19 protein-coding genes are annotated in these 22,990 nt (G+C 30.1%); 6 read left to right on the top strand and 13 right to left on the bottom strand.

What is annotated here, in order from left to right; genetic code table 11:
• Positions 1-31: 31 nt before the first annotated feature.
• Both ABY863_RS03215 and ABY863_RS03210 read left to right on the top strand, forming a co-directional pair.
• A complete protein-coding gene (locus ABY863_RS03215) occupies positions 32-406 on the top strand; it encodes a HEPN domain-containing protein (protein ID WP_372792822.1) in 375 nt (124 codons plus the stop codon).
• A 66-nt stretch (positions 407-472) separates the two neighbouring features.
• Complete coding sequence (locus ABY863_RS03210) at positions 473-1,648, top strand: GlmU family protein (RefSeq protein WP_372792821.1); 1,176 nt, start codon at positions 473-475, stop codon at positions 1,646-1,648.
• Positions 1,649-1,783: 135 nt separating this feature from the next.
• Here ABY863_RS03210 and ABY863_RS03205 read toward each other — a convergent pair whose 3' ends face one another.
• The 4 genes from ABY863_RS03205 to ABY863_RS03190 are packed head-to-tail and all read right to left on the bottom strand — an operon-like array spanning position 1,784 to position 4,652.
• Positions 1,784-2,506 carry a head GIN domain-containing protein gene (locus ABY863_RS03205; protein ID WP_372792820.1) on the bottom strand — a complete coding sequence of 241 codons (723 nt, stop codon included), beginning with the start codon at positions 2,504-2,506 and terminating at the stop codon, positions 1,784-1,786.
• A 10-nt stretch (positions 2,507-2,516) separates the two neighbouring features.
• A complete protein-coding gene (locus ABY863_RS03200; RefSeq protein ID WP_372792819.1) occupies positions 2,517-3,593 on the bottom strand; it encodes a hypothetical protein in 1,077 nt (358 codons plus the stop codon).
• A complete protein-coding gene (locus ABY863_RS03195) occupies positions 3,577-4,113 on the bottom strand; it encodes a hypothetical protein (RefSeq protein ID WP_372792818.1) in 537 nt (178 codons plus the stop codon). Before ABY863_RS03195 ends, ABY863_RS03200 begins: the two co-directional genes overlap by 17 nt.
• Before the next feature lie 2 nt (positions 4,114-4,115).
• Positions 4,116-4,652, bottom strand: coding sequence for an RNA polymerase sigma factor (locus tag ABY863_RS03190; RefSeq protein ID WP_372792817.1), 537 nt, complete (start codon positions 4,650-4,652; stop codon positions 4,116-4,118).
• Positions 4,653-4,888: 236 nt separating this feature from the next.
• On the opposite strand from ABY863_RS03190, the gene lon reads away from it, so the two are divergent.
• A complete protein-coding gene (gene lon, locus ABY863_RS03185) occupies positions 4,889-7,345 on the top strand; it encodes an endopeptidase La (protein WP_372792816.1) in 2,457 nt (818 codons plus the stop codon).
• A 100-nt stretch (positions 7,346-7,445) separates the two neighbouring features.
• Here the strand turns inward: lon and ABY863_RS03180 are convergent, their stop codons facing one another.
• On the bottom strand, positions 7,446-8,807 hold the full coding sequence (locus ABY863_RS03180; protein WP_372792815.1) for an MBL fold metallo-hydrolase RNA specificity domain-containing protein: 1,362 nt from the start codon (positions 8,805-8,807) through the stop codon (positions 7,446-7,448).
• Positions 8,808-8,945: 138 nt separating this feature from the next.
• Here ABY863_RS03180 and ABY863_RS03175 point away from each other — a divergent pair, with 138 nt between their 5' ends.
• Complete coding sequence (locus tag ABY863_RS03175) at positions 8,946-9,317, top strand: cupin domain-containing protein (RefSeq protein WP_372792814.1); 372 nt, start codon at positions 8,946-8,948, stop codon at positions 9,315-9,317.
• A 79-nt stretch (positions 9,318-9,396) separates the two neighbouring features.
• Here the strand turns inward: ABY863_RS03175 and ABY863_RS03170 are convergent, their stop codons facing one another.
• The 6 genes from ABY863_RS03170 to ABY863_RS03145 all read right to left on the bottom strand — a co-directional run bounded on the left by ABY863_RS03170 (position 9,397) and on the right by ABY863_RS03145 (position 18,041).
• On the bottom strand, positions 9,397-9,978 hold the full coding sequence (locus ABY863_RS03170) for a lactate utilization protein C (protein WP_372792813.1): 582 nt from the start codon (positions 9,976-9,978) through the stop codon (positions 9,397-9,399).
• Positions 9,971-11,338 carry a lactate utilization protein B gene (locus tag ABY863_RS03165; protein WP_372792812.1) on the bottom strand — a complete coding sequence of 456 codons (1,368 nt, stop codon included), beginning with the start codon at positions 11,336-11,338 and terminating at the stop codon, positions 9,971-9,973. Before ABY863_RS03165 ends, ABY863_RS03170 begins: the two co-directional genes overlap by 8 nt.
• A gap of 2 nt (positions 11,339-11,340) precedes the next feature.
• Positions 11,341-12,078 (bottom strand): (Fe-S)-binding protein, encoded by a 738-nt coding sequence (locus ABY863_RS03160; RefSeq protein WP_372792811.1) that lies wholly within the window; start codon positions 12,076-12,078, stop codon positions 11,341-11,343.
• Between the two features lie 159 nt (positions 12,079-12,237).
• Positions 12,238-13,479 carry a hypothetical protein gene (locus ABY863_RS03155; RefSeq protein ID WP_372792810.1) on the bottom strand — a complete coding sequence of 414 codons (1,242 nt, stop codon included), beginning with the start codon at positions 13,477-13,479 and terminating at the stop codon, positions 12,238-12,240.
• A 13-nt stretch (positions 13,480-13,492) separates the two neighbouring features.
• Positions 13,493-16,315 carry an FAD-binding and (Fe-S)-binding domain-containing protein gene (locus tag ABY863_RS03150; protein WP_372792809.1) on the bottom strand — a complete coding sequence of 941 codons (2,823 nt, stop codon included), beginning with the start codon at positions 16,313-16,315 and terminating at the stop codon, positions 13,493-13,495.
• 7 nt (positions 16,316-16,322) lie between these two features.
• A complete protein-coding gene (locus tag ABY863_RS03145) occupies positions 16,323-18,041 on the bottom strand; it encodes an L-lactate permease (protein ID WP_372792808.1) in 1,719 nt (572 codons plus the stop codon).
• A 463-nt stretch (positions 18,042-18,504) separates the two neighbouring features.
• Here ABY863_RS03145 and ABY863_RS03140 point away from each other — a divergent pair, with 463 nt between their 5' ends.
• A complete protein-coding gene (locus ABY863_RS03140; RefSeq protein ID WP_372792807.1) occupies positions 18,505-19,377 on the top strand; it encodes an AraC family transcriptional regulator in 873 nt (290 codons plus the stop codon).
• Positions 19,378-19,551: 174 nt separating this feature from the next.
• Here ABY863_RS03140 and ABY863_RS03135 read toward each other — a convergent pair whose 3' ends face one another.
• Together ABY863_RS03135 and ffh are read right to left on the bottom strand one after the other, a co-directional pair.
• Positions 19,552-20,424, bottom strand: coding sequence for a bifunctional 5,10-methylenetetrahydrofolate dehydrogenase/5,10-methenyltetrahydrofolate cyclohydrolase (locus tag ABY863_RS03135; RefSeq protein ID WP_372792806.1), 873 nt, complete (start codon positions 20,422-20,424; stop codon positions 19,552-19,554).
• A gap of 56 nt (positions 20,425-20,480) precedes the next feature.
• The gene (gene ffh / locus ABY863_RS03130; RefSeq protein WP_372792805.1) at positions 20,481-21,812 is read right to left on the bottom strand and encodes a signal recognition particle protein; all 1,332 of its coding nucleotides are present in this window, start codon (positions 21,810-21,812) and stop codon (positions 20,481-20,483) included.
• A gap of 214 nt (positions 21,813-22,026) precedes the next feature.
• On the opposite strand from ffh, the gene ABY863_RS03125 reads away from it, so the two are divergent.
• On the top strand, positions 22,027-22,990 hold a 964-nt coding region (locus ABY863_RS03125), incomplete at its 3' end, for an FAD-dependent oxidoreductase (RefSeq protein WP_372792804.1).

Here is a 22,990-nt window from a genome sequence, read left to right as displayed (position 1 = left end):
TTTAAAATAATTAATAAAAAAAATATAACATATGAAAGCTAGATCGGATGCTTTTTTAAAAGAAGCAGAAAAAAAACTTAAGATAGCTAAAGACGAAATGTTTAAACCAGCTGAAGATATTGTTAGCTATTCAATTTGTAAAAATTCGCAATTTGCTATTGAAAACTTTCTTAAAGGTTATTTAACAAAAAAGGAAGTCTATCTTGAACATAATGAAACAATTTCTTCTTTATATGATAAGTGCATTGCTATTGATGAAAATTTTAAAACTATTGATATGAATGCTATTGGTTGTAAAAATCATGCAATAGATTCACGATATTGCTCTGAAATTAATTCAGTTAGCGCTTGTTTTGATACTGCGGATAATATTGATACTTATTTAAGGAAAAACAAAATAGTTTAAAGCAGCCTTGTTTTTAAGTTTGAGAAAGAAAAAACTTGCTGTACATTTGTGTAAATTATTTTTGGAATGAATTATATTTTATTTGATGGTACGGTTCGTAATGCGTTACTTCCTTTTACATTTACTAGACCAGTTGCCGATATACGAATAGGAATACTTACTATTCGCGAAAAATGGGAAAAACAATTAGGTTTTACTACAAGTACTATTACTGAAGAGTATTTAGAAGAAAAATATCCAATGGTTGAAATGGAGCAAAATATATTAATTAATGCTTCATTTGTCCCTTCAAAAGCTTTAGTAGAAAAAGTACAAAATCTAAAACAGAATCAGGCTATTTTTAAAAATGATGAAGTAATTGCATTTTTTACAAATGAAAATCAAGATGAAGTTAATTTGGATACTTATGAACGGGAAGAATTCAATTTTGATCTTTTGCAAATTAAAAATACGTGGGATTTATTTTCATTAAACGATCAGGCAATTAGTGATGATTTTGAATTAATTACTAAAGGAAGAAAATCACAACCAATTCCAGAAGGAGTTAAATATTTAGCTAAAGAAAATATATTTATTGAAGAAGGTGCTGAAATTTTATTTTCTGTTTTAAATGCGAGTTCTGGTCCAATATATATTGGTAAAAATGCACTTGTTATGGAAGGAAGTTTAATTCGTGGACCTTTTGCAATGGGTGAGCATTCAGTTTTAAAAATGGGGTCAAAAATATATGGAGCTACAACTTTGGGCCCTAAATGTACCATAGGAGGAGAAGTTAATAATGTAGTTTTATTTGGTAATTCAAGTAAAGGGCATGAAGGTTATTTAGGGAATTCTGTAATTGGTGAATGGTGTAATATAGGAGCAGATACAAATAACTCAAATTTAAAAAACAACTATGCTGAAGTTAGATTGTGGAATTATGAAAGTGAAAAGTTTGATAAAACAGGATTGCAATTTTGTGGTTTAATGATGGGTGATCATTCTAAAAGTGCTATAAATACGATGTTTAATACGGGAACTGTAATTGGCGTAAGTTCAAATATTTATGGGAGTAATTTTCCTAGAAATTTTATTCCTTCTTTTAGTTGGGGTGGAGCTGCTGGTTTTACTACCTATCAAATTAATAAAGCTAATGAGACTGCAAATATAGTAATGAAACGAAAAAATGAATTGTTTGATGAAAAAGAAGAACGCATTTTAGAACACATTTTTGAAATCACTAAAAAATATAGACATTTTTAAAGAATACAAATGTCATATTGAGCTTGTCGAAATATCTATAATTTATAGGGATAAATGAACTTCGACAAGCTCAGTATGACAAAATGATTTTCAGTCACTTTTTACAATAGTCTCTTTATTTTTTATAAAATAAAATTAGTTTTTCTTTTTAACAGAACCAGAACCCACTGAAGATATTTTTTCAATACTTGGATTTCCAGAATAATAGATATTTCCAGAACCTGCACTTTTGGCATGAATTTCATTAACTGCATTAATTTTAATAGTACCCGAGCCAGTAATTTTAGCATTCGCAATTAAAGCTTTCAACTCATAGCCATTTATGTTTCCAGAGCCAGCAATGTTACATTCAAATTCATTAGAGTCTCCTTTTAAACTCATGTTCCCTGAGCCTGCAATACTTGTAGTTAAATTTTTTGTTGAAACATTTAAACTCATATTTCCAGAACCCGCTAATTTTAATGTTAAGTCTGAAGAATCTATAATATCTTCTGAAGTTATATCTCCAGAACCTGCTAATGATATGGCGTTAATAGTTTCAAATGGTACGGTGATATTTATTGTTTTGTTGGTGCTTATATTAAATCCTTTTTTTATATGAATCTCTAAATCTCCATTTTTTACTTCAGTAATAATGTATTCCATTAAATTTTCATCAGCTTTAACAGTAAGTATACCTTCTTTCCCTTTTAATAATTTAACATCAAAAGAGCCAGCAACTGCAACTTTATCATAATCAGAAACGGTTCTTGTATTTGTAATTATAGTACCATTTCCTTTAATTTTTTTTGTAAACATTTGTGCATTTAAGTTTGCAATTACAATTAATATTGCTAAAATACTTGTAAATAGTTTCATATTAAATTTTTTAATTGTTAGTAAAAGTTATACTTCCGTAGCTTGATTTTATTGTAATAGTATTTGCTGAATTAGATGAATTATAATAGCCTTCATATTGCTTTGAAGTAGATTTTGTTATTTCTTTATTAAAAGTAAACCCATTATCATATTTTAATCCTCCGTAATTTAAAGATGCAATAATATTAAAAGAAGTATTTGGGTTTAAACCAAATTTCAAGCTTGTATAAGAAGACCCAACTTTTAGATTTTTAAAATTTTCACCTAATTCATTTATTTTTAAAGAACCATAATCTGAATCAAAATCGCCTGAGCCTCTTAAAATACCTACTGTAGTATGCATATAATCACTATTCCCTGTTAAGTTTCCACAATCTTCAATTTTTAAATCACCATAATCACAGTTGTAATTTAAGTCAACCAACATTCCAAAAGAGATATGTGAATAATCGGCATTTAATTTAGTTCTTCCAGATTTTTCAACATGAAGCGTAGAATAGTCAGCATTAATTTCACCATCTTTCATAAATTCAATGGTTGATTTATTTGTATAATCTATATTTATATAATTAGAACTATTTAATAATTCACCAATATTTATTTTTCCATAATCACAATTAATTTTAGAGGTTCCTTCAAGCTTATCCAAACTAATTGACCCGTAATCATTGCTTAAATCTACATTGTTTGCAACGGGCATTTTAATAACATAATCTATTTGCATATTCACATTATTATTTTTTCCCCAAATATTCCAAGAACTTGAATTTTTTTCAATCATAGTTTTAGCAGAAACATAATTAGTATTTGAGTTAAATTCTACATCAATTTGTTCTAAGCGTTTTTTTACTTTTTCTTCGTTATTTCCATTAGTTGTAATAGTAACATCAATAATAATTTTGTTTTCATTCCAAGTGGCAATAACTATGTTTCCATATTTATTATTTACATTTAATGTAGCATCATTAGTTACTTTAAATTCTTTTTTTATTGTTTTTGACTTGGTATATTTTCCGTTTTTCTCAGTTGCCGTAATGGTAAGTGGTATAAGAAAAAGAATAAATAGTATTTTATACATAGTTTTCATCGTTTTGTTTTTTTGATTGTTTAACATCTTCAATTTGATCTAATAAGCTTTGTAAAATAGTAATACGCTGTTGAAAATTTGAAATCATTGCATAAATGATTCTTTTATCTTCAGTACTTTCTTTGAGCTCTAAAGTAAGTGTAGTGTATTGAGTTTCTAATTTTTTTAACTGTTCAAGAGTATCATTAATTAGCTTTTCTGTAGTACTATTACGTTCATTTTCAATGGTAGAAAGTTCAGTTTTAATAACTGAAACAAAATAATTTTGAGTTTCTTCCATTTCTGTTGAAATTCCAGCTAATTCCATTCCTTTATTTGAAAACGAAGCACCAAGCCAAAAACCAAATAGTAAAACTACAGAAGCAGCAAATGCAACATATGAAAATAGTCGATAACTTTTTTTAGTAGTTGAGGAGTTATTTAATTTAGCTTCAAATCTGTTAAAATGCCCAATAGTTGGTTCTTCAATATCAAACTGATTCTCTAAATTTTTAAATATATTTTCTAAATTATCTTTCATTTTTATTGAGATAAAAGTTGTCTTAATTTATTTTTTGCTCTTGAAATGGTTGTTCGGCTATTTTCATAACTTATATCCATAATTTCAGCTATTTCTTCATAATCATATCCTTCAATTAAGTTTAGGGTGATAGCCACTTTATAATTATTTTTTAGTTGTGAAACTTTGTTTAAAATCTCACTTACCTTCAATATGCTATAATCTTGTTGTTCTTCTTCAACTTCATTTATTACTACTTTCTCTATAGGAACAGTATTTAGTCTATTGTTATTTTTTAAAGCAGTTAGGCTTTTGTTAATTACAATTCTTTTTAGCCAAGCTCCAAAAGTTACAGTTTCACTAAAAGATTCTAGTTTTGTAAAAGCTGCTAAAAATGATTCCTGCATTATATCTTCCGCTTCAAAACTATCATTTACAATTCTAAAAGCAGTATTATACATTGCTTTATAGTATTGTTTGTAGATTGTAAATTGAGCAGCTTTATCTCCTTTTTTACAACGTTCTACTAGTTGATTATTATGTTGAATTTGTACTTCCAAAAGTTGATTTCTATTTAAAAGACATTATTAATTATAAACTGTTACAGTTTTATATAAAGTTACTAAAAAAAATAGTGTTTCATATAATCTTATTTGGCATAACAATTGAAATTTAATTGAAGAGAATATATTTATTATAAATATATAACACTGATAATCAGATTAATAATTTTTTTTTGTTTAAATATTTTCTAGGATATAGAATTGTTTAATGACAAAATGACCAAATAAAATCTATGAGTAGTTCAAAATTTTTAAAATTAGACAATATGTCATTACAGCACATTTTAGATGAAGATGCTGATTTAATACCTTTAATGACTCCTGAAGACGAAGAGGAAATAAATAATGAAGAAATTCCTGACATTTTACCAATATTACCATTGCGTAATACTGTATTGTTTCCGGGTGTTGTAATTCCAATTACCGCAGGGAGAGATAAATCAATTCAATTAATTAAAGATGCAAATAAAGGCAATAAAATAATTGGAGTTGTAGCTCAAAAAAATGAAGGAATAGAAGACCCTACAATTAATGATATTCATAAAGTGGGAACTGTTGCACGCATTTTAAGAATGCTTAAAATGCCTGATGGAAATATAACAGTTATTATTCAGGGTAAAAAACAATTTGAGATTGATACTTTTGTGCAAGAAGAGCCTTATTTTCAGGCAACTACAAAAGCACATGTTGAAGATAGATCTGAAGAAAAGGAACCTGAATTTGAAGCTATTATAGATTCTATTAAAGAAATGGCTGTTCGAATTATTAAAGAAAACCCAAATTTACCTTCAGAAGCTTCTTTTGCTATTAAAAATATTGAGAGTAATCCATTTTTAATAAATTTTGTTTCTTCTAATATGAATTTAAAAGTAGCTGAGAAACAAGAATTATTAGAAACTAAAAATTTAAAAGAAAGAGCTTTACTCACGTTAAAAAAGATGGATGCTGAGTTGCAGCGTTTAGAATTACGTAATGTTATTCAGTCTAAAACACGTTCTGATATGGATCAGCAACAGCGCGAATATTATTTGCATCAGCAATTAAAAACAATTCAAGAAGAATTAGGTGGTGTTTCGTATGATGAGGAATTGGAGGAAATGCGTGTAAAGTCTAAATCTAAAAAATGGAATGAAGATATTCAAGATACATTTGATAAGGAATTAGGTCGTTTGCAACGTATGAATCCGCAAGCCGCTGAATATTCTGTTCAACGAAATTATTTGGACTTGTTGTTAGATTTACCTTGGAATGAATATTCAAAAGATAAATTTGATTTAAAGCGTGCTCAAAAAATATTAGATAGAGATCACTTTGGTTTAGAGGAAGTTAAAGAGCGTATTATTGAGCATTTGGCAGTATTAAAATTAAAAGGAGATATGAAATCGCCTATAATTTGTTTATACGGACCTCCTGGAGTTGGTAAAACTTCTTTAGGAAAATCAATTGCCGAAGCTTTAGGAAGAAAATACGTAAGAATGTCTTTAGGTGGTCTTCGTGATGAAGCTGAAATTAGAGGACATAGAAAAACATATATTGGTGCAATGCCAGGTAGAATTATAAAAGACATTAAAAAAGCTGGAACTTCAAATCCTGTTTTTGTGCTAGATGAGATTGATAAATTAGCGTCTTCTAGTCATAGTGGAGACCCATCTTCAGCAATGTTAGAAGTGTTAGATCCTGAACAAAACACTACTTTTTATGATAATTATTTAGAAAAAGATTATGATCTTTCTAAAGTGCTTTTTGTAGCAACAGCAAATAGTTTGTCAACGATTCCTTGGGCTTTAAGAGATAGAATGGAAATTATCAATGTTTCTGGTTATACAATTGAAGAGAAAGTTGAAATTGCAAAGCGTCATTTGTTACCAAAGCAATTAAAAGAACACGGATTAACAAAAGAACATTTATTGATAGGGAAGAAGCAGTTAGAAAAAATTGTGGAAGCTTATACACGAGAATCTGGAGTGAGAGGTTTAGAGAAACAAATAGCTAAAATGGTTCGTTTTGCTGCAAAATCTATTGCAATGGAGGAAACGTATGAAGTTAAAATTACCAATGAAATTATTGAAAAAGTTTTAGGGCCTTCACATTTAGAACGTGATAAATATGAAAGTAATGATGTTGCGGGTGTTGTAACTGGCTTGGCGTGGACAAGTGTTGGTGGTGATATTTTATTTATTGAATCTATCATTTCAAAAGGGAAAGCAGGTCTTACAATTACAGGAAATATTGGTAATGTAATGAAAGAGTCAGCTACAATTGCTATGGAATACATTAGAGCAAATGCAAGTGATTTTGGAATAGATAGTAAAGTATTAGAAGAATATAAAGTACATATGCACATTCCAGAGGGTGCAACTCCTAAAGATGGGCCAAGTGCAGGTATTACTATGTTAACATCTTTAGTATCAGTATTTACTCAAAGAAAAGTGAAAGCTCATTTAGCAATGACAGGCGAAATTACGCTAAGAGGAAAAGTATTGCCTGTTGGAGGAATAAAAGAGAAAATTTTAGCTGCAAAAAGAGCAAATATAAAAGAGTTAATTCTTTCTGTTGAAAATAAAAAAGATGTTGAAGAAATTAAGCAATCTTATTTAACAGGACTAACATTTAAATATGTTTCTGAAATGAAAGAAGTTATAGAGTTAGCTTTAACAAAACAAAAAGTTAAAAACGCTAAAAAATTATAAAATTAAAAACGTCTAAAAATAACTTTTAGACGTTTTTTTTTGTTATACTAATTTAAATAATCCTAACATTTTTTTGTAGGAAATGCTATTTTAGGAAAATTTAATTTTCTAAATTGTATTCTTTGTTCATTTTCGCTACCGTACAAACCCACTTTAAATCTGTTTTAATTTTAACTTTAAGCGCCTGACTTTGATGCGGCTCTCCATGGTTAATAATAGTTAGTTTTGGAGGTGCTTTAAAATGTTGCAGCCAGTCTAATAATTCACCCTGATCTGCGTGACCTGAAAAATCGTTAATTTTAAATATTTCAGCATTCACTTTATAAAATTTACCGAAAAACTTTATTTCAGACTCACCGGAAATTAAAGATCTACCTCTAGTTCCTTCTGCTTGAAAACCTACAATTAAAATACTGTTCTTTTCATCAGAAATAAGTTTATCTAAATAATGTAGAACTCTTCCGCCTGAAATCATGCCACTTCCAGCCAAAACAATTTTAGGGTTTTTATCATTTACAACAGCCTTGGAAGCATTTACATCACTTATTAACTGGACAGTTGAAATCATACTTTTTATGTCTTCTTGTGTTAACTTATGCAAATTGTTATACTTAAAATATACTTCTGTTGCATTTACACCCATTGGGCTATCTAAGTAAATAGGAATTTCAGGTAGCTTATTTTTACGTTTTAAAAGACTTAGCAAATAAATAATTTCTTGGGCTCTTTCAACTGAGAATGTAGGGATTACTAAAATTCCTCCTTTTGAATACGTAAGTTTTATATACCTAAGTAATTCATCAGTAATTGAAATTTTTCTGTGCAATCTATTTCCATAAGTAGATTCAATTACCAAATAATCAGCGTGCTCAATATATTCGTACTGAGGTAAAAGGATTGGTTCTTTTCTACCAATATCACCTGAAAAGACAAGATTTTTTCCTTTAATGTCTATTACAACAAATGCGCTACCTAATATATGACCACTATTTACAAATTTGAATTTAATTTCACCATTAATAATATGCCATTTGTTGGTTTCAAAAGTTTCAAAGTGAGTAATTGCATCTTTAGCATCTTCAATATCATACAGTGGTATAGCTGGGTTGTGCTTTGTATAATTATATTTATTAGCTCTTCGGGCATCTTCTTCTTGAATTTTTCCGCTATCTAATAAAATAATTTCGGTCAAATCTCTAGTCGCCTTCGTACAATATATTTTTCCTTTATACCCGTTTTTTACTAATATTGGTAAATATCCAGAGTGGTCTAAATGAGCGTGAGTTAAAATTACTAAACTTAACTCATTGGGATTTATGGGAGGTTGTTCCCAATTTTTTAAACGTAATTCTTTTAATCCCTGAAACAAGCCACAATCTATCAGTATTTTAGTGTAATTGCTTTCTAATAGAGTTTTAGAACCAGTTACTGTTCCTGCACCACCTAAAAATGTTAGTTTCATTTTTAACTACTTTTAAAATTAATTTTAAGAATAGGGTTGAAATAGTACTCTAATTTACGAATTTAAAATGAGATTTTTATAAAATATGATTTTAAAATAATAGTAGTGGATTTAATTAATAATTTATAAATTTGAACTATGAAGAAATATAAAATACAAAAATCACCATTTGTGATTCCAACAACCGATGGAAAGTTAATTGAAGAACACTTTGGACATACTACTGAAAATGGAGAGTTAAGTTTGGCACATATGATTGCCCCTGCAGGTTGGAGTGAGCCTTTTCAAACTCCAAAATTTGATGAATACACCTATATTATTAGAGGGAAAAAGCAAATAAATATTGATGGAGAACTTATTACTTTAGAAGCAGGACAATCTATTAAAATAAGCAAAGGGGTTAAAATTAAATATTCAAATCCGTTTGATACTGAGTGTGAGTATATAGCAGTTTGTTTACCTGCTTTTTCTATTGGCTTGGTAAATAGGGAAGAGGACGAAAAAATATAGAAGTGTAAATTTTAGTTTCTACAGGTAAAATAGTATTCTAAAAAAGATATATAACTTAGATTTTTAAATAGAAATAGTTTTAAACAAGGAATATTGTTAAGCTCATAGCTCCTTGAGCTCCAATAACCAAGCATTGTTCTATATCGGCGGTTTTTGAAGGTCCTGAAATAAAAAGACCAAAAGTTCGTTCTCTGTCAGAAATAATTTTATAGGCATCATGCATATGTAAGCACAACTCTTTTTTTGATAGAATAATTACTAAATCATTTGTTATAAATGGTAATATTCTTATTGGAAAATAATCTTCAGAAATCCAAACTGATCCATTTTCAACAATTCCAAATTCTGCTTTTATAATTGCCAAATCCACATTTTCAAGTGTGTGTGGATCAGTTTCTTTTGTGATTGAAATAGTCCCTAAATTGGATGCTGAAATATCCGAAACAATTCTTTTTGCTTTGGGATATTTATTTTTAATCTCAGTATTTAGGTGTTTCAGTTCGCTTAACTCGGTTATATTTCCTCCAACTAATTCAACATTATTTTTAAAGGTTTCCAAGAAATCTATTTCCTCTTTAAAAAAATCAATATCAATTTCTGGGATTGATATAAATGCTGGTTTATTTTCTTTAATCGACTTTAAAATTGATGCTCTACCCATTTTTATTTCTGTTTTTATACCATTGATCAAAGTTTCCGTTTTCAATTTTTGGAAGCTCTCTAGATTTTCCCCAAGCATTCAACTTAGAATAGACTATAAATCTAGGTGCATAAGTAAGCATCCATCTTGCAGATTTTCCAAATATAGCATATAATTTAGGTCGCGCTAAAACCTTACCCATTATTTTTAATACTGTTTTTTTTATGAGTGGTTGTTTAACATCTTTTACTATTAGTTGTCTCCATTTATATAATTGCTCGTGAATATTAATTTTTACAGGACAAACATTTGTGCAAGAACCACATAAAGTAGAGGCAAAAGGAAGTGAACTATGTTTTGTTAAATCTTTTCCTGGAGATAAAATAGAACCAATTGGTCCTGGAATGGTTGCATCATAGCTATGACCTCCGCTTCTTCTGTATATAGGGCAAGTATTCATACAAGCTCCGCAACGAATACAATGCAATGACGATCTAAAATCTTCACGACTTAACTGCTCAGTTCTACCATTATCTACAATAACAATGTGCATTTCATTTCCTAATGTAGGTTTATTGAAATGTGAAGAATATGTTGTGATAGGTTGTCCGGTTGCACTTCGTGCTAAAAGACGTAAAAAAATGCCTAAATGTTCTTCTTTAGGAATAATTTTTTCAATCCCCATACAAGCAATATGCACCTTTGCTAAATGTGCTCCCATATCTGCATTTCCTTCATTTGTACAGACTACAATCCCTCCTGTTTCTGCAATAGCAAAGTTTACACCTGTAATTGCTACATCAGCGTTTAGAAATTTATTTCTAAGATGTTTTCTTGCTTCATTAGTTAAATATTCAGGATTCCCATTACTTGGTTTTGTACCTAAATGTTTTTGAAACAATTCATCAACTTCTTCTTTTGTTTTATGGATAGCTGGTAAGACAATATGGCTAGGAGTTTCTTTGGCTAATTGAACAATGCGTTCTCCTAAATCTGTGTCAATTACTTCAATACCTTTAGATTCTAAATAAGGATTTAAATGGCATTCTTCAGTAAGCATTGACTTACTTTTAACAATTTTTGTGGCATTATTTTCAGAAAGGATGCTATGAACAATTTTATTGTGTTCTTCAGCATTTGAAGCCCAATGAACTTTAATTCCATTTTTAACTGCATTGGTCTCAAATTCAATTAAATAGTTATCTAAATTAGATAATACATTGGCTTTTATTACAGAGGCTAACTCTCTTAAATACTCCCATCCTTTAACTTTATGGGCAGCTGTATCTCTTTTTTCTCTAACAAACCATAAAGCTTTATCATGCCAATTAACCTTTGCTTCATTTTTGTTGAATATTGCTGCTTTTTCGGAATGACTCATAACTAAATACTACTATTTAAAATTTCGGCAATATGCATTACTTTTATTGGTTGATTATTTCTATTTAATAACCCATCCAAATGCATTAAACAAGAATGATCCGCTCCTGTTATCACTTCAACACCATTATCTAAATGATCCTGAATACGGTCTTTACCCATCTTTACGGATATGGCTTCTTCGAAAACTGAAAATGTTCCTCCAAAACCACAACATTCGTCCTTCCTTGTTAAAGACATCAGTTCAATTCCTTTAACTTCTTTTAATAATTCTTCTTCAGTGGAATAATAAGCATCCATTCTTTCAGAACAAGATCCCAATTTTAAACCTCTTAATCCATGACAACTTTTATGCAGCCCAACTTTATAAGGAAATGAAGCTCCTAAATTTGTTTTGCCCAATATTTTGACAATGAATTCGCACAATTCGTAAGAATTATTCCTCACATTTTTAACGGCATCTGTTTGCTCTAAAATATCGAAATGTTCTTTAATATGATGAATACAACTTCCTGAAGGGCCAACGATATAATCATATTCTTTAAAATTTTCTACAAAAACCTGACAAGCTCCTTTAGCATTCTCTTCATACCCCGAATTTCCCAGTGGCTGCCCACAACAAGTTTGACCTATTGGATAATATACTTCTACGCCCAACTTCTCTAATAACGCTAAAGTTGCAATACCCACTTTTGGATATAGTTGGTTAATATAACAAGGTATAAAAAGACCTACTTTCATCTGTTTAAATTTTATTTTTTAGCGGTAACAGTTGCTGTTCGCCATTAATTTCATTCCTTTGTGTTTCAAAATTTGTAATGCTCGTTTCATTTGGAATATATTTTAATGATCTATATTTTGCTATTTTGAATTAGCTATAGTAAGTTTTTAAATTTACGCTTAAAAATGCAATGTAGTTGCAAAAACAAATCTTGTATTACTTACATTATTGGTATTTTGAACTTTGTAATTGGCATCTGGAGTTCCATAAGCAGCAGTATCATGAGATACTTCAAATCTAAATCTGACATTACCTGCTCCATAAACTATTCTTGGTGAAATTCGGTAACTATTGTCAATACCGCCTCTTGCATAAATAGGCCCCGTAATAGGATCATCCGATCCATAATTTTTAGTATAGCCTGCAAAAAGTCCTAAAGTAATTTTTTCTCCAAATAAACCAGAGTCAACATCTAACCAATAGCTACCAGTTGTAATATTTGTATAGGTATCTTCACCTTCACTATTTGTTCCAGAAACACCATAACCTCCCAACATTACAAATTCGTACAAATTTTGACCATATAAAGCACCCAATCTGATAGCTGCTTTATCAATTTTTATTTTACTAAATAAATTTAAGTGATAACTACCAATACTTTCTTCAGATTTGTAAGTTGATGTTCCAACTGTGTATGATAATTGTGGTTTTAGTGTTTTATAACCCACATTAGCACCAATCAAAAAATTAGATTTCAATCCCAAAACATAAGTTGCATTTAGTTCAGGTACTGAAGAATTTCTCATATAATCTGCTGAAGCTCCTTTTGGCCCTGTTGATTTAAAATCTAACTGTGTAGATACTGCAATTGAAAATTTAGAATTAGCTGATACACCATAACTATAGCGTATTTGGGCGCTTCTTTCCAAAGGAAAATAAGGCACTGCTGCTCCCCAAGATACTACCTGCGGATAGACATCTGTAGTAAACATTGGGTGCCAATATTGACCTGCCAATAATTCGCTTTTTTCCCAATTTAATTTTACCATTGCATGTCTCAAACGCAATAACCCAATATGATCCTGTGATGATCCAACAAAATCTGCTTCAATTAAACCAGAAACTTTGGCATTTAAAAAGCTTGGAGCAGTTATTTTAAGTCTAGCTCTTGAGTGTATATTTAACATGTTGAAATTCGATTTTGCATTGATATCTTCACCATTTGCATCTAATACTTCATTGGCAGGAAATAAGAGAACATCACCATCTCTGGTAGAAACAGTTTGTCTTGTATCAAAAATGCTTTCGGTCCAAACATGACCACTAATTTTAACAGTTACTTTTTCTTCTTCTTGTGAATTAGAAGTGTTTGGCACTAAAAAAAGTGCTAAAAAGGAAAATAAAAGAATGTAATTTTTCATTATTTAAAGTTTGTTAATTAATTTTTGGTTTTGTTGCTAAGTCAATTAAATTGACAATTGATTTAAAATCTGTTTTGCTGTGTTTACTTAATCCTATTTCACAAGTTCTGCTTGTTGCATACCCTTGTGTTACGCTTTCAGGAATTTGTTCATCTAAGGTTCTTAATCCATGTTCATTTAGTTCAGGAAACATAAAACCTTTATTACCTGCAAAGCCACAGCAATTAGTCTTAGGTGTATATACTTTTGTAGAACATAATTTCGCAATTGAATACAATTGCTCATCAATCCCCATTTTCTTTAAACTACATACAGAGAATACAGCAACCTCTTTGTTTACAGGAGTAAAAACTAAACGATCTAATAAATAGGTAGTTGTAAAATTGACGATATCAAATAATTTTAATGAAGAACCTTCCATGGATTCTTTCATTTGCATAGAACAGGGACTCATATCACATACAATTGGATACTCTCCATTATTACTTGCTTTTTTTAAACTAATGTATAATTTATTAGATGCTAAAGTTGCGGATTCAGCAAACCCTTGTGATTTAAAAGCCAGACCACAACATAAATCAGTAGCATTTTCTGGGTATATAATGTCGCAATTAGCTTTGTTTAAAATTGAAACAGTTCTATTAAAAACAGTATCTTCATCAGTATATGTGTTTGAAGCTCCCATAGTTCTGTTTATGCAACTGGTAAAATAAACCACTTTTAATGCGTTTGGTTTTAATTGAGCTGGAATTGTTTTTTTAATACGAGTTGCTTTAGGGGTATATTCATTCCATTCAGCTTTTTGCCCTATAAGTGAAGTTGCGGCTCCTACCAATTTATTATAACTCTTATCTCCAATAATAGTTGAAATTGCATGACTTACCTTTAAGCCTGCACGAATAACTTTTGTAGTTATGCCTAAATTGTTAGCAACCATTTTAGCAATTTTATTACCTGATAGCTTTTTAGCCCTAATACGTTTTACATAATCTCCAGTATCAATTTTAACAGGACAGGCCAGCTTGCACAAACCATCTGTAGCACACATGGAGTCAAAACCATATTCAAAGGATTTTTCAAATTCTTTTGCTTCTTTTGAAAAGCCTTCCGCTTCCAATCGGCTCATTTCTCTATGTAAAACAATTCGTTGTCGAGGAGAAAAACCAATATTGTTTGAAACGCAGTAAGGTTCACAAAAACCACATTCTATACATTTATCAATTTGATTATCAGCTTTAGGTAATGGTTTTAAATTTTTTAAATGAACATTTTTATCATCATTAATTATTACTCCAGGATTAATAATTCCTTTTGGATCAAAAATTTGTTTAATCTTTTTCATTAAATTATAAGCATCAGAACCCCATTCCTTTTCTACAAAAGGCGCCATATTTCTTCCTGTACCATGTTCGGATTTTAGTGCACCATCATATGTATCAACAACCAAAATTGCTAATTCATCCATAAAAGCTTCATATCGTTTAACTTCAGAAGCAATTCCAAAATCTTGCGTAAAAACAAAGTGTAAATTTCCATCTAAGGCGTGACCAAAAATTACAGCTTCATTATAGTTGTATTTTTTAAATAAAGCTTGTAAATCTAAAGTTCCTGCGGCTAATCTTGGGACTGGAAATGTAATATCTTCAATTATAACTGTTGTACCAATTTTTCTCATGGCGCCAACCGTTGGAAACAATCCTTTTCTTATTTTCCAATATTGATTGTATAATGATGAATCTTCTGTAAATTTAAATGGTAATTCTGGTTCTATGTGATGAATTGCTTTTTCAATTTTAATAATTTGTGACAATAATTGTTCTTTATTGGGTGCTACAGTTTCAACTAAAACAGCTGAAGCACATGAGCTTAATGTTGGAAGGTAGTTTGGTACACCATCCATATTTTCTACAGATTTTAAACTGGCTCTATCCATTAATTCTACAGCAGCAACTGGTGAAGACTTTAATATTGAAACCACGTTGCACGCCATTTCAATATTTTCAAAAATCATCAATGCACTTGCTTTAAAAGCGTGATCTTCTACAGTATTGTATGTGATTTCAGCAATCATTCCTAAGGTACCTTCGGAGCCTATCATTAAATGTGTAATCACATCAATTGGGTTGGTGTAATCTACCAGCGCATTTAAACTATATCCCGTCGTATTCTTCATTTTATATTTATGATGAATACGTTCTACTAATTGTTGGTTGCTTTGTGTTTCATTTATTATGTCAACAACACTATTGTATATATTGGCATGATGTTTTTTAAAAGCTTCAATACTTTCAGAACTACTTGTATCTAGTACAAAACCATCATAAAATATTATTTTTAAACTTTCTAATGTTTTATAGGAGTTTTGTGCAGTTCCACAACACATTCCACTGGCATTATTAGCTGCAATACCGCCAATCATGGCTGAATTTATTGAAGCTGGATCTGGCCCAATTTTACGTCCGAAAGGTTTTAAAAGTACATTTGCTTTAGCACCAATAACACCTGGTTGTAACTTTATTTTGTTTCCATTATCAAGAACTTCATAATCAGTCCAATATTTAGATGTTAAAATTAGGATAGAATCTGAAATTGCTTGTCCAGATAAACTAGTACCTGCCGCCCTAAAAGTGACAGGTAAGTTTAATTTATTAGCTTCTTTAAGCAAAAAAGTTATTTCTTCAATAGATTTAGATTGAATTACAATTTTTGGAATCAATCTATAAAAACTAGCGTCAGTTCCATAAGCTAACGTACTAGCTTTATCTGTGAAAATTCTTTCTGAACTAATTCTTTTAGAAATTTGATTAAAAAATAATTGATAATTTTCCTCTAACATTTTTAATTTATTTTAATGAATTCAAATAAACTGTTAATTGATCTGTAATGTCCATTCCATAAAGCATAATTAAACCAATAATTCCGGCAAAAATAACATAATATAGGGTGGGTAAAATAGTTCTTCGTAAAATAATACCTTCCCTTCCAAGCATTCCAACCGTTGCTGAGGCCGCTACTACATTATGAATAGCGATCATATTTCCTGCAGCAGCTCCTACAGCTTGAAGAGCAACCATAACTGAACCTGTTAAGCCTAAAGTAGTTGCTGTTGAAAACTGAAATTGGGAGAGCATCATATTTGAAACTGTATTAGAACCTGCAATAAATGCTCCTAATGCTCCAACTAAAGCTGCAAAAGCAGGATAAACTCCTCCAACGGTGGCAGCAACCCATTCGGCCATAGCAATTGGCATACTTGAATACCCCATTTCATTTACACCAGAATTAATTAGAATTCTTACCATAGGTATTGTAAATACTAATACAAAACCTGCACCTATTAAGGTTTTTGAAGACTCTCCAATTGCCTGAGTTAGTTCTTTTGTCTTCATTTTGTGTAAAAAATAAGTGATTAAAACCACCATAATCATAATACCACCAGGTAAATATAATGGAGAGAATGAAGTGCTAATGCCTACTTCTCCTAAAATATCTTTGAATGTGAGTGTAACATATTTTAAAGCGGTATTAATACCTAACTGAGGAATTCTGCTAAGTACTAAGAATATGGCAACTAAAAGGTAAGGAAGCCATGCTTTTGCTAATGATAATTGTGAGGTTTTTCCTGCCAATCTTTCTAGTTTTACTTCTATATCTCCTAACCAAGATGAAGGCCAATTTTCTGAAGGCTCAAAATCCCAAGTATCTTTAGGTACTAAAAATTTCTTTTTTGCTGCTGTAACTACAATTATTAACCCAACAAGTGCTCCTATAATTGATGGGAATTCTGGGCCTAAAAATACTCCAGTCAATGCATAAGGAATGGTAAACGCTAATCCTGAAAAAATCGCAAAGGGAGCAATAGATAATCCTTCAGTCCAAGATTTGTTTTTTCCAAAATATCGTGTTAACATGATACACATAAACAATGGAATTAAAGTTCCAATAATTGCGTGAATAATTGCAACTTCGGAAGTAATTAGCATTAAAAATTGATCCCAACTGGTACCAGCCTGAAGTAATTGTGTTGATAATTCACTTGTTTTTAAACCAGCATCTACACCAATTACTATTGGTGTTCCAACGGCTCCAAAAGATACTGGCGTAGATTGTATCATCATACCCACAATTACAGCAGCTAATGCAGGAAAACCTAAACCAACTAATAGAGGTGCTGCAATTGCTGCAGGTGTTCCAAAACCCGATGCTCCTTCAATAAAACTTCCAAATAACCAAGCAATAATAATAACTTGAACGCGTCTATCTGTGCTAATATTTGTAAAACCGGCACGAATAACTTTAATAGCGCCCGAATGTTTCAATGTATTTAATAATAAAATGGCTCCAAAAATTATCCATAAGATTGAAGCTGTAACACCTAATCCTTGAAGTGTTGAAGCGAAAATTCTGTTAATAGGCATTTCCCAAGCAAATAAAGCAATAATAAATGTTGCTAAAAATACTATTGGCATTGCCCTTTTTGCAGGCCAACGTAAACCAACGAGTAAAATACCCGCCAAAAGAATTGGAAAGAAAGCTAAAAGGGCTTGAATTGATAAACTCATAATAATTTATATATTTGGTTAATATTAGTTTGATTCTTATTTTAATTCCTTTATTTTGAATTTAATAAGAGCTTATAAATTTAGGTTTAACAATTTTTAATCAAATCGTCTTTCCTGAATTTTTATTAGTACAATTCCAATTTTAAAACCTATTGTTTTATTGGTGGTTTTGTTTTACCATTCTTGCTTTATTTAGAAAGATGGTTTGGTTATCATTTCTTCAAAATAAAATAATGTTTTATTTTCTTTCAATAGAATAAATACTACATTGTATTATATTTAATGGAATCTATGGTTTTTTGTTATATTTACAATAAATCAATTAGTTGGTTATAGTTAATAATTATACGAAATCGATTTCGTAAAGATATTGTGATTTTTAAGCGTGAAAAAGAAGATTGTTTGCAGATTGTAATATAATATTTGCTTTGGAGGTATGTATTAATGAAAAGTTTAATTTATTATGAAGTCTATATTATTAAATAAAATAAATCACTCTATACAAAAGTCATTTATTATACATCCTAGAATTTACCCTCAGGCCTATAGTTTATGGCATCATCATAAAGAATATGAGGTCCTTTATTTTGTGAAAAATTCAGGAACAGCTTATGTTGGGGATAAAATAATTCCATATCAAGGAGGTACACTTATTCTTTTATGTGCAGATTTACCACATATGTTTGTTCCTAAATTAAACTCTGAAGACCACCCAGACAAAGTTATAGATGCCTACGTTCTTCATTTTTCAGTAGAAATTGTGAATGCAATGATTAAAAATATTCCAGAATTTAAGTCAATAAATAATTTGTTTAATAATTGGAAAAGAGGAATGGTTTTTAATAATATTAAAAGTAATGAGGAGATATTTAAGTTAATGAAAGAAATAAATGAAGGCAGTAACTATAAAAGGATAACACTTTTTTTTGATTTATTAAATCTTTTAGAAATTGACAATGGTTTCGATTTTATAGCTAGTTCAGGTTATGTAAATTCTATAAGTTTGCAAAAAGGTCGTCTTGAAAAAGTGTATGACTATTCAATTAACAACTTTAATGATTCATCTATTTGTTTAGATAAAGTAGCTGAATCAATTAATATGAATAAAGCTGCTTTTTGTCGTTATTTTAGGAAGGTAACCCATAAAACGTATTTTCAATTTTTAAATGAAATAAGAATTGGTAATGCTTGTAAAATTTTATTAGAAGATGAAAATAAAAGTATTACAGATGTTGCATTTTTAAGCGGTTTTAATAATATGTCTAATTTTAATAGGCAATTTAAAATTATTATGGGGCAATCTCCTAGTACATTTTTGAAACTGAGGAATTTATAATATTACTATTATTAAATAATCAATAATTTTTAAACAAGCATTGAATGTTGCGTTAGTGATAGAACGATATGTTTGAGCTCTTTTAATAGTTATTTTTAACTATAAAAAAGCGAGTAGTGATAGCACGACCTGAAAGGTAACGCCCTAAAAAAATAATTTATTAAAATTTAATACTTATTTCCTTTCACAAGCTAACAAAGTGTTTTTCATAAGCATAGCAATTGTCATTGGTCCAACGCCACCAGGAACAGGAGTTATATAAGCGGATTTTGGGCTTACACTTTCAAAATGAACATCACCAGCCAAACGGTAACCACTTTTTTTGGAAGCGTCAGCAATTCTTGTGATTCCAACATCAATAATAGTAACACCATTTTTAACCATATCTCCAGTCAAAAATTCTGGAATACCTAATGCTGCAACAATAATATCAGCTTGTAATGTAAGTTCTTTTAAGTTTCTTGTTCTACTGTGGGCCACGGTAACTGTTGCATCACCAGCTTTACGTTTTTGACTCATTAAAATACTCATTGGACGACCAACAATGTGACTTCTTCCAATAACAACAACGTGTTTTCCTGAAGTTTCAACATTGTAACGTTCTAATAATTCTAAAATACCAAACGGTGTTGCTGGTAAAAAAGAAGGTAAATCTAATGTCATTTTACCAACGTTTGTTGGATGAAATCCATCAACATCTTTATCTGGATTTACAGCCATTAAAACTTTTTGTTCATCAATATGTTTTGGTAATGGTAATTGAACTATAAAACCATCAATATCATTATCGTTATTTAATTTTTCTATTTCCTGTAATAGTTTTTCTTCAGAAGTATTTTCAGGAAGGTCAATTAATGTTGAATTAAACCCAACTAATTCACAAGCTTTTACTTTAGCATTCACATAAGTCATGCTTGCTCCATCTGTACCAACCAAAATTGCAGCTAAATGAGGTGTTTTTTTACCTTGATCTTTTAATTGCTTTACAGATTCAGCAATTTCAATTTTTAAATCTCCTGATGTTTTTTTTCCGTCTAATAAAATCATTTTAAAAATATTTTAAGTACAAAAAAAGGCAAATTTATTAGTTTGCCTTTCGTAATTTATTTACCCATTCCTTTCATCATTTGCATCATTTGTCGGCCACCGCCTCCTTGCATCATTTTCATCATTTTACTCATTTGAGTAAATTGTTTTAGCAATTGATTTACTTCTTGTATAGAGGTACCAGAACCTTTTGCAATTCTCTTTTTTCGCATAGCATTAATTACATTTGGTTCACTTCTTTCAGTTGGTGTCATTGAATGAATAATGGCTTCAATTCCTTTAAATGCATCGTCATCAATATCAACATCTTTCATCATTTTTCCAGCTCCAGGAATCATACCCATTAAATCCTTCATGTTTCCCATTTTCTTGATTTGCTGAATTTGTTTTAAGAAATCATCAAAACCAAACTGATTTTTCGCAATTTTCTTTTGAATTTTACGAGCCTCTTCTTCATCATATTGTTCTTGGGCACGTTCTACTAAAGAAACAACATCACCCATTCCCAAAATACGTTCAGCCATACGGTCTGGATGGAAAATATCAATAGCTTCCATCTTTTCACCAGTACCAATAAACTTAATTGGTTTGTTTACAACAGATTTTATAGATAAAGCAGCTCCACCACGTGTGTCACCATCTAATTTTGTAAGGATAACTCCATCAAAATTTAAAATATCATTAAATGCTTTTGCTGTATTAACCGCATCTTGTCCTGTCATTGAATCCACAACAAATAATGTTTCTTGTGGATTAACAGCTTTATGGATGTTAGAAATTTCAGCCATCATTTGCTCATCAACAGCTAAACGACCTGCAGTATCTATAATTACTACATTTTTGCCAGTAGCTTTTGCATGTTTTATAGCATTTTGTGAAATTTCAACCGGATTTTGATTTCCAACTTCAGCATATACTTCAACTCCAATTTGTTCTCCAACAACTTGTAATTGGTTTATTGCAGCTGGACGATAGACATCACAACCAACTAATAATACTTGTTTGGATTTTTTAGTTTTTAAATAATTAGCAAGCTTACCAGAAAATGTTGTTTTACCAGAACCCTGTAAACCAGACATTAAAATAACTGTTGGTGTGCCAGATAGGTTTATACCAACGGTTTCTCCTCCCATTAAATTGGTTAACTCATCTTTTACGATTTTCACCATTAATTGTCCAGGATTTAATGTAGTTAATACATCTTGTCCTAACGCTTTTTCTTTAACAGTAGTAGTAAAGTTTTTCGCTATTTTAAAGTTAACATCGGCATCTAAAAGTGCTTTACGAACTTCTTTTAGTGTTTCAGCAACATTTACTTCAGTAATTTTTCCGTGTCCTTTCAGTATATGAAAGGCTTTATCCAATTTATCACTTAAATTATTAAACATAGGTTCTCGCTTCGTTTTTTAGAAATGCAAATATAAGAAAATGTACTGAATAGTATTTGAATCAATTAAATCATTTTAATAATAATTGAATTCAAAATGAAGTGTTTTTTAACATACAAATTAGTTAGTAGCTAAATAAAAATGTTATTGTAATAATAATTACAATGTACCTTATAAAATTGTTGAAAATTTGCATAAAATTTAAGAAAACTAAATGGAAAGAATAATAATAATTGGTGGTTTGTCTGCAGGCCCTTCTGCTGCAGCTAAAGCAAGAAGAGAAAATGAAAATGCAGAAATATTACTTTTTGAAAAAGGAGAAAATATTAGTTATGCTACATGTGGTATGCCATATGCTTTTTCTGGTATTATTGAAAACCGTAAGGATTTAATTGTGGTAGATCAACAATTAATGAAGGACAGATTTAATATTGATGTAAGAATTAATGAGGAAATTATTAATATAGATACTGATAAAAAAATAGTTTATTCTAAAAACAACGATTATAGTTACGATAAGTTAATTTTTACAACAGGAGCAAAATCTATTGTGCCTCCTATTAAGAATATAAAATTTGCAACAAATTGGTCAACATGTAGATCAATGGTTGATTTTGATAAAATTATGAAGGAAGGTTTGGCAAGTTCTTCTAAAAATATTACAATTATTGGAGCTGGTTTAATTGGTATTGAAGTTGCTGAAAATTTACATGAAGCTGGTAAAAAAGTGACATTAATTGAAGGTGATCATCAAATTTTAAATATGTGGCAGTCAAAGTTTGCGAATTTTGCTGAAACAATTTTCAAAAGTGAAGGAATAGACGTGTTAACTTCAAGCATTGTAAAAGAATTTGAATTAGATGAAACTGGAAAAATAATAGCAGTTAAAATTGAAGGAAAAGAAGCTGTAAAAACCGATTTTGTAATTATGAGTGTTGGGATTAAACCTAACACAGAATTATTACTTAAAAATGGTGCTAAGCATATTGAAAATGGTGCGTTAATAGTGAATGAAAGAATGGAAACATCTATAAAAAATGTGTTTGCAGCGGGTGATAATGTTTCTATTAAAAATTTACAAACTAATGAATTTGACTATTTTCCTTTAGGAACACACTCAAATAAAGGAGGTAGAGCAGCAGGAGCAAATGCAGTAGGTAAAAATATTGTATTTAAAG

Origin of the sequence: Lutibacter sp., from assembly GCF_041562875.1 — a bacterium.
Lineage (GTDB): Bacteria > Bacteroidota > Bacteroidia > Flavobacteriales > Flavobacteriaceae > Lutibacter.
The sequence above is the reverse complement of the archived record's forward strand: the minus strand, read 5'-3'. Positions and strand labels throughout refer to the sequence as shown.

What these genes read in the sequence shown, in the direction of transcription:
- ABY863_RS03215 (WP_372792822.1), top strand. Translation starts at nt 32, where the DNA reads ATGAAAGCTAGATCGGATGCTTTTTTAAAAGAAGCAGAAAAAAAACTT.
- ABY863_RS03165 (WP_372792812.1), bottom strand. Translation starts at nt 11,338, where the DNA reads ATGAGTCATTCCGAAAAAGCAGCAATATTCAACAAAAATGAAGCAAAG.
- ABY863_RS03175 (WP_372792814.1), top strand. Translation starts at nt 8,946, where the DNA reads ATGAAGAAATATAAAATACAAAAATCACCATTTGTGATTCCAACAACC.
- ABY863_RS03145 (WP_372792808.1), bottom strand. Translation starts at nt 18,041, where the DNA reads ATGAGTTTATCAATTCAAGCCCTTTTAGCTTTCTTTCCAATTCTTTTG.
- ABY863_RS03135 (WP_372792806.1), bottom strand. Translation starts at nt 20,424, where the DNA reads ATGATTTTATTAGACGGAAAAAAAACATCAGGAGATTTAAAAATTGAA.
- ABY863_RS03160 (WP_372792811.1), bottom strand. Translation starts at nt 12,078, where the DNA reads ATGAAAGTAGGTCTTTTTATACCTTGTTATATTAACCAACTATATCCA.
- ABY863_RS03170 (WP_372792813.1), bottom strand. Translation starts at nt 9,978, where the DNA reads ATGGGTAGAGCATCAATTTTAAAGTCGATTAAAGAAAATAAACCAGCA.
- ABY863_RS03155 (WP_372792810.1), bottom strand. Translation starts at nt 13,479, where the DNA reads ATGAAAAATTACATTCTTTTATTTTCCTTTTTAGCACTTTTTTTAGTG.
- ABY863_RS03180 (WP_372792815.1), bottom strand. Translation starts at nt 8,807, where the DNA reads ATGAAACTAACATTTTTAGGTGGTGCAGGAACAGTAACTGGTTCTAAA.
- ABY863_RS03210 (WP_372792821.1), top strand. Translation starts at nt 473, where the DNA reads ATGAATTATATTTTATTTGATGGTACGGTTCGTAATGCGTTACTTCCT.
- ABY863_RS03150 (WP_372792809.1), bottom strand. Translation starts at nt 16,315, where the DNA reads ATGTTAGAGGAAAATTATCAATTATTTTTTAATCAAATTTCTAAAAGA.
- lon (WP_372792816.1), top strand. Translation starts at nt 4,889, where the DNA reads ATGAGTAGTTCAAAATTTTTAAAATTAGACAATATGTCATTACAGCAC.
- ABY863_RS03140 (WP_372792807.1), top strand. Translation starts at nt 18,505, where the DNA reads ATGAAGTCTATATTATTAAATAAAATAAATCACTCTATACAAAAGTCA.
- ABY863_RS03205 (WP_372792820.1), bottom strand. Translation starts at nt 2,506, where the DNA reads ATGAAACTATTTACAAGTATTTTAGCAATATTAATTGTAATTGCAAAC.
- ABY863_RS03195 (WP_372792818.1), bottom strand. Translation starts at nt 4,113, where the DNA reads ATGAAAGATAATTTAGAAAATATATTTAAAAATTTAGAGAATCAGTTT.
- ffh (WP_372792805.1), bottom strand. Translation starts at nt 21,812, where the DNA reads ATGTTTAATAATTTAAGTGATAAATTGGATAAAGCCTTTCATATACTG.
- ABY863_RS03200 (WP_372792819.1), bottom strand. Translation starts at nt 3,593, where the DNA reads ATGAAAACTATGTATAAAATACTATTTATTCTTTTTCTTATACCACTT.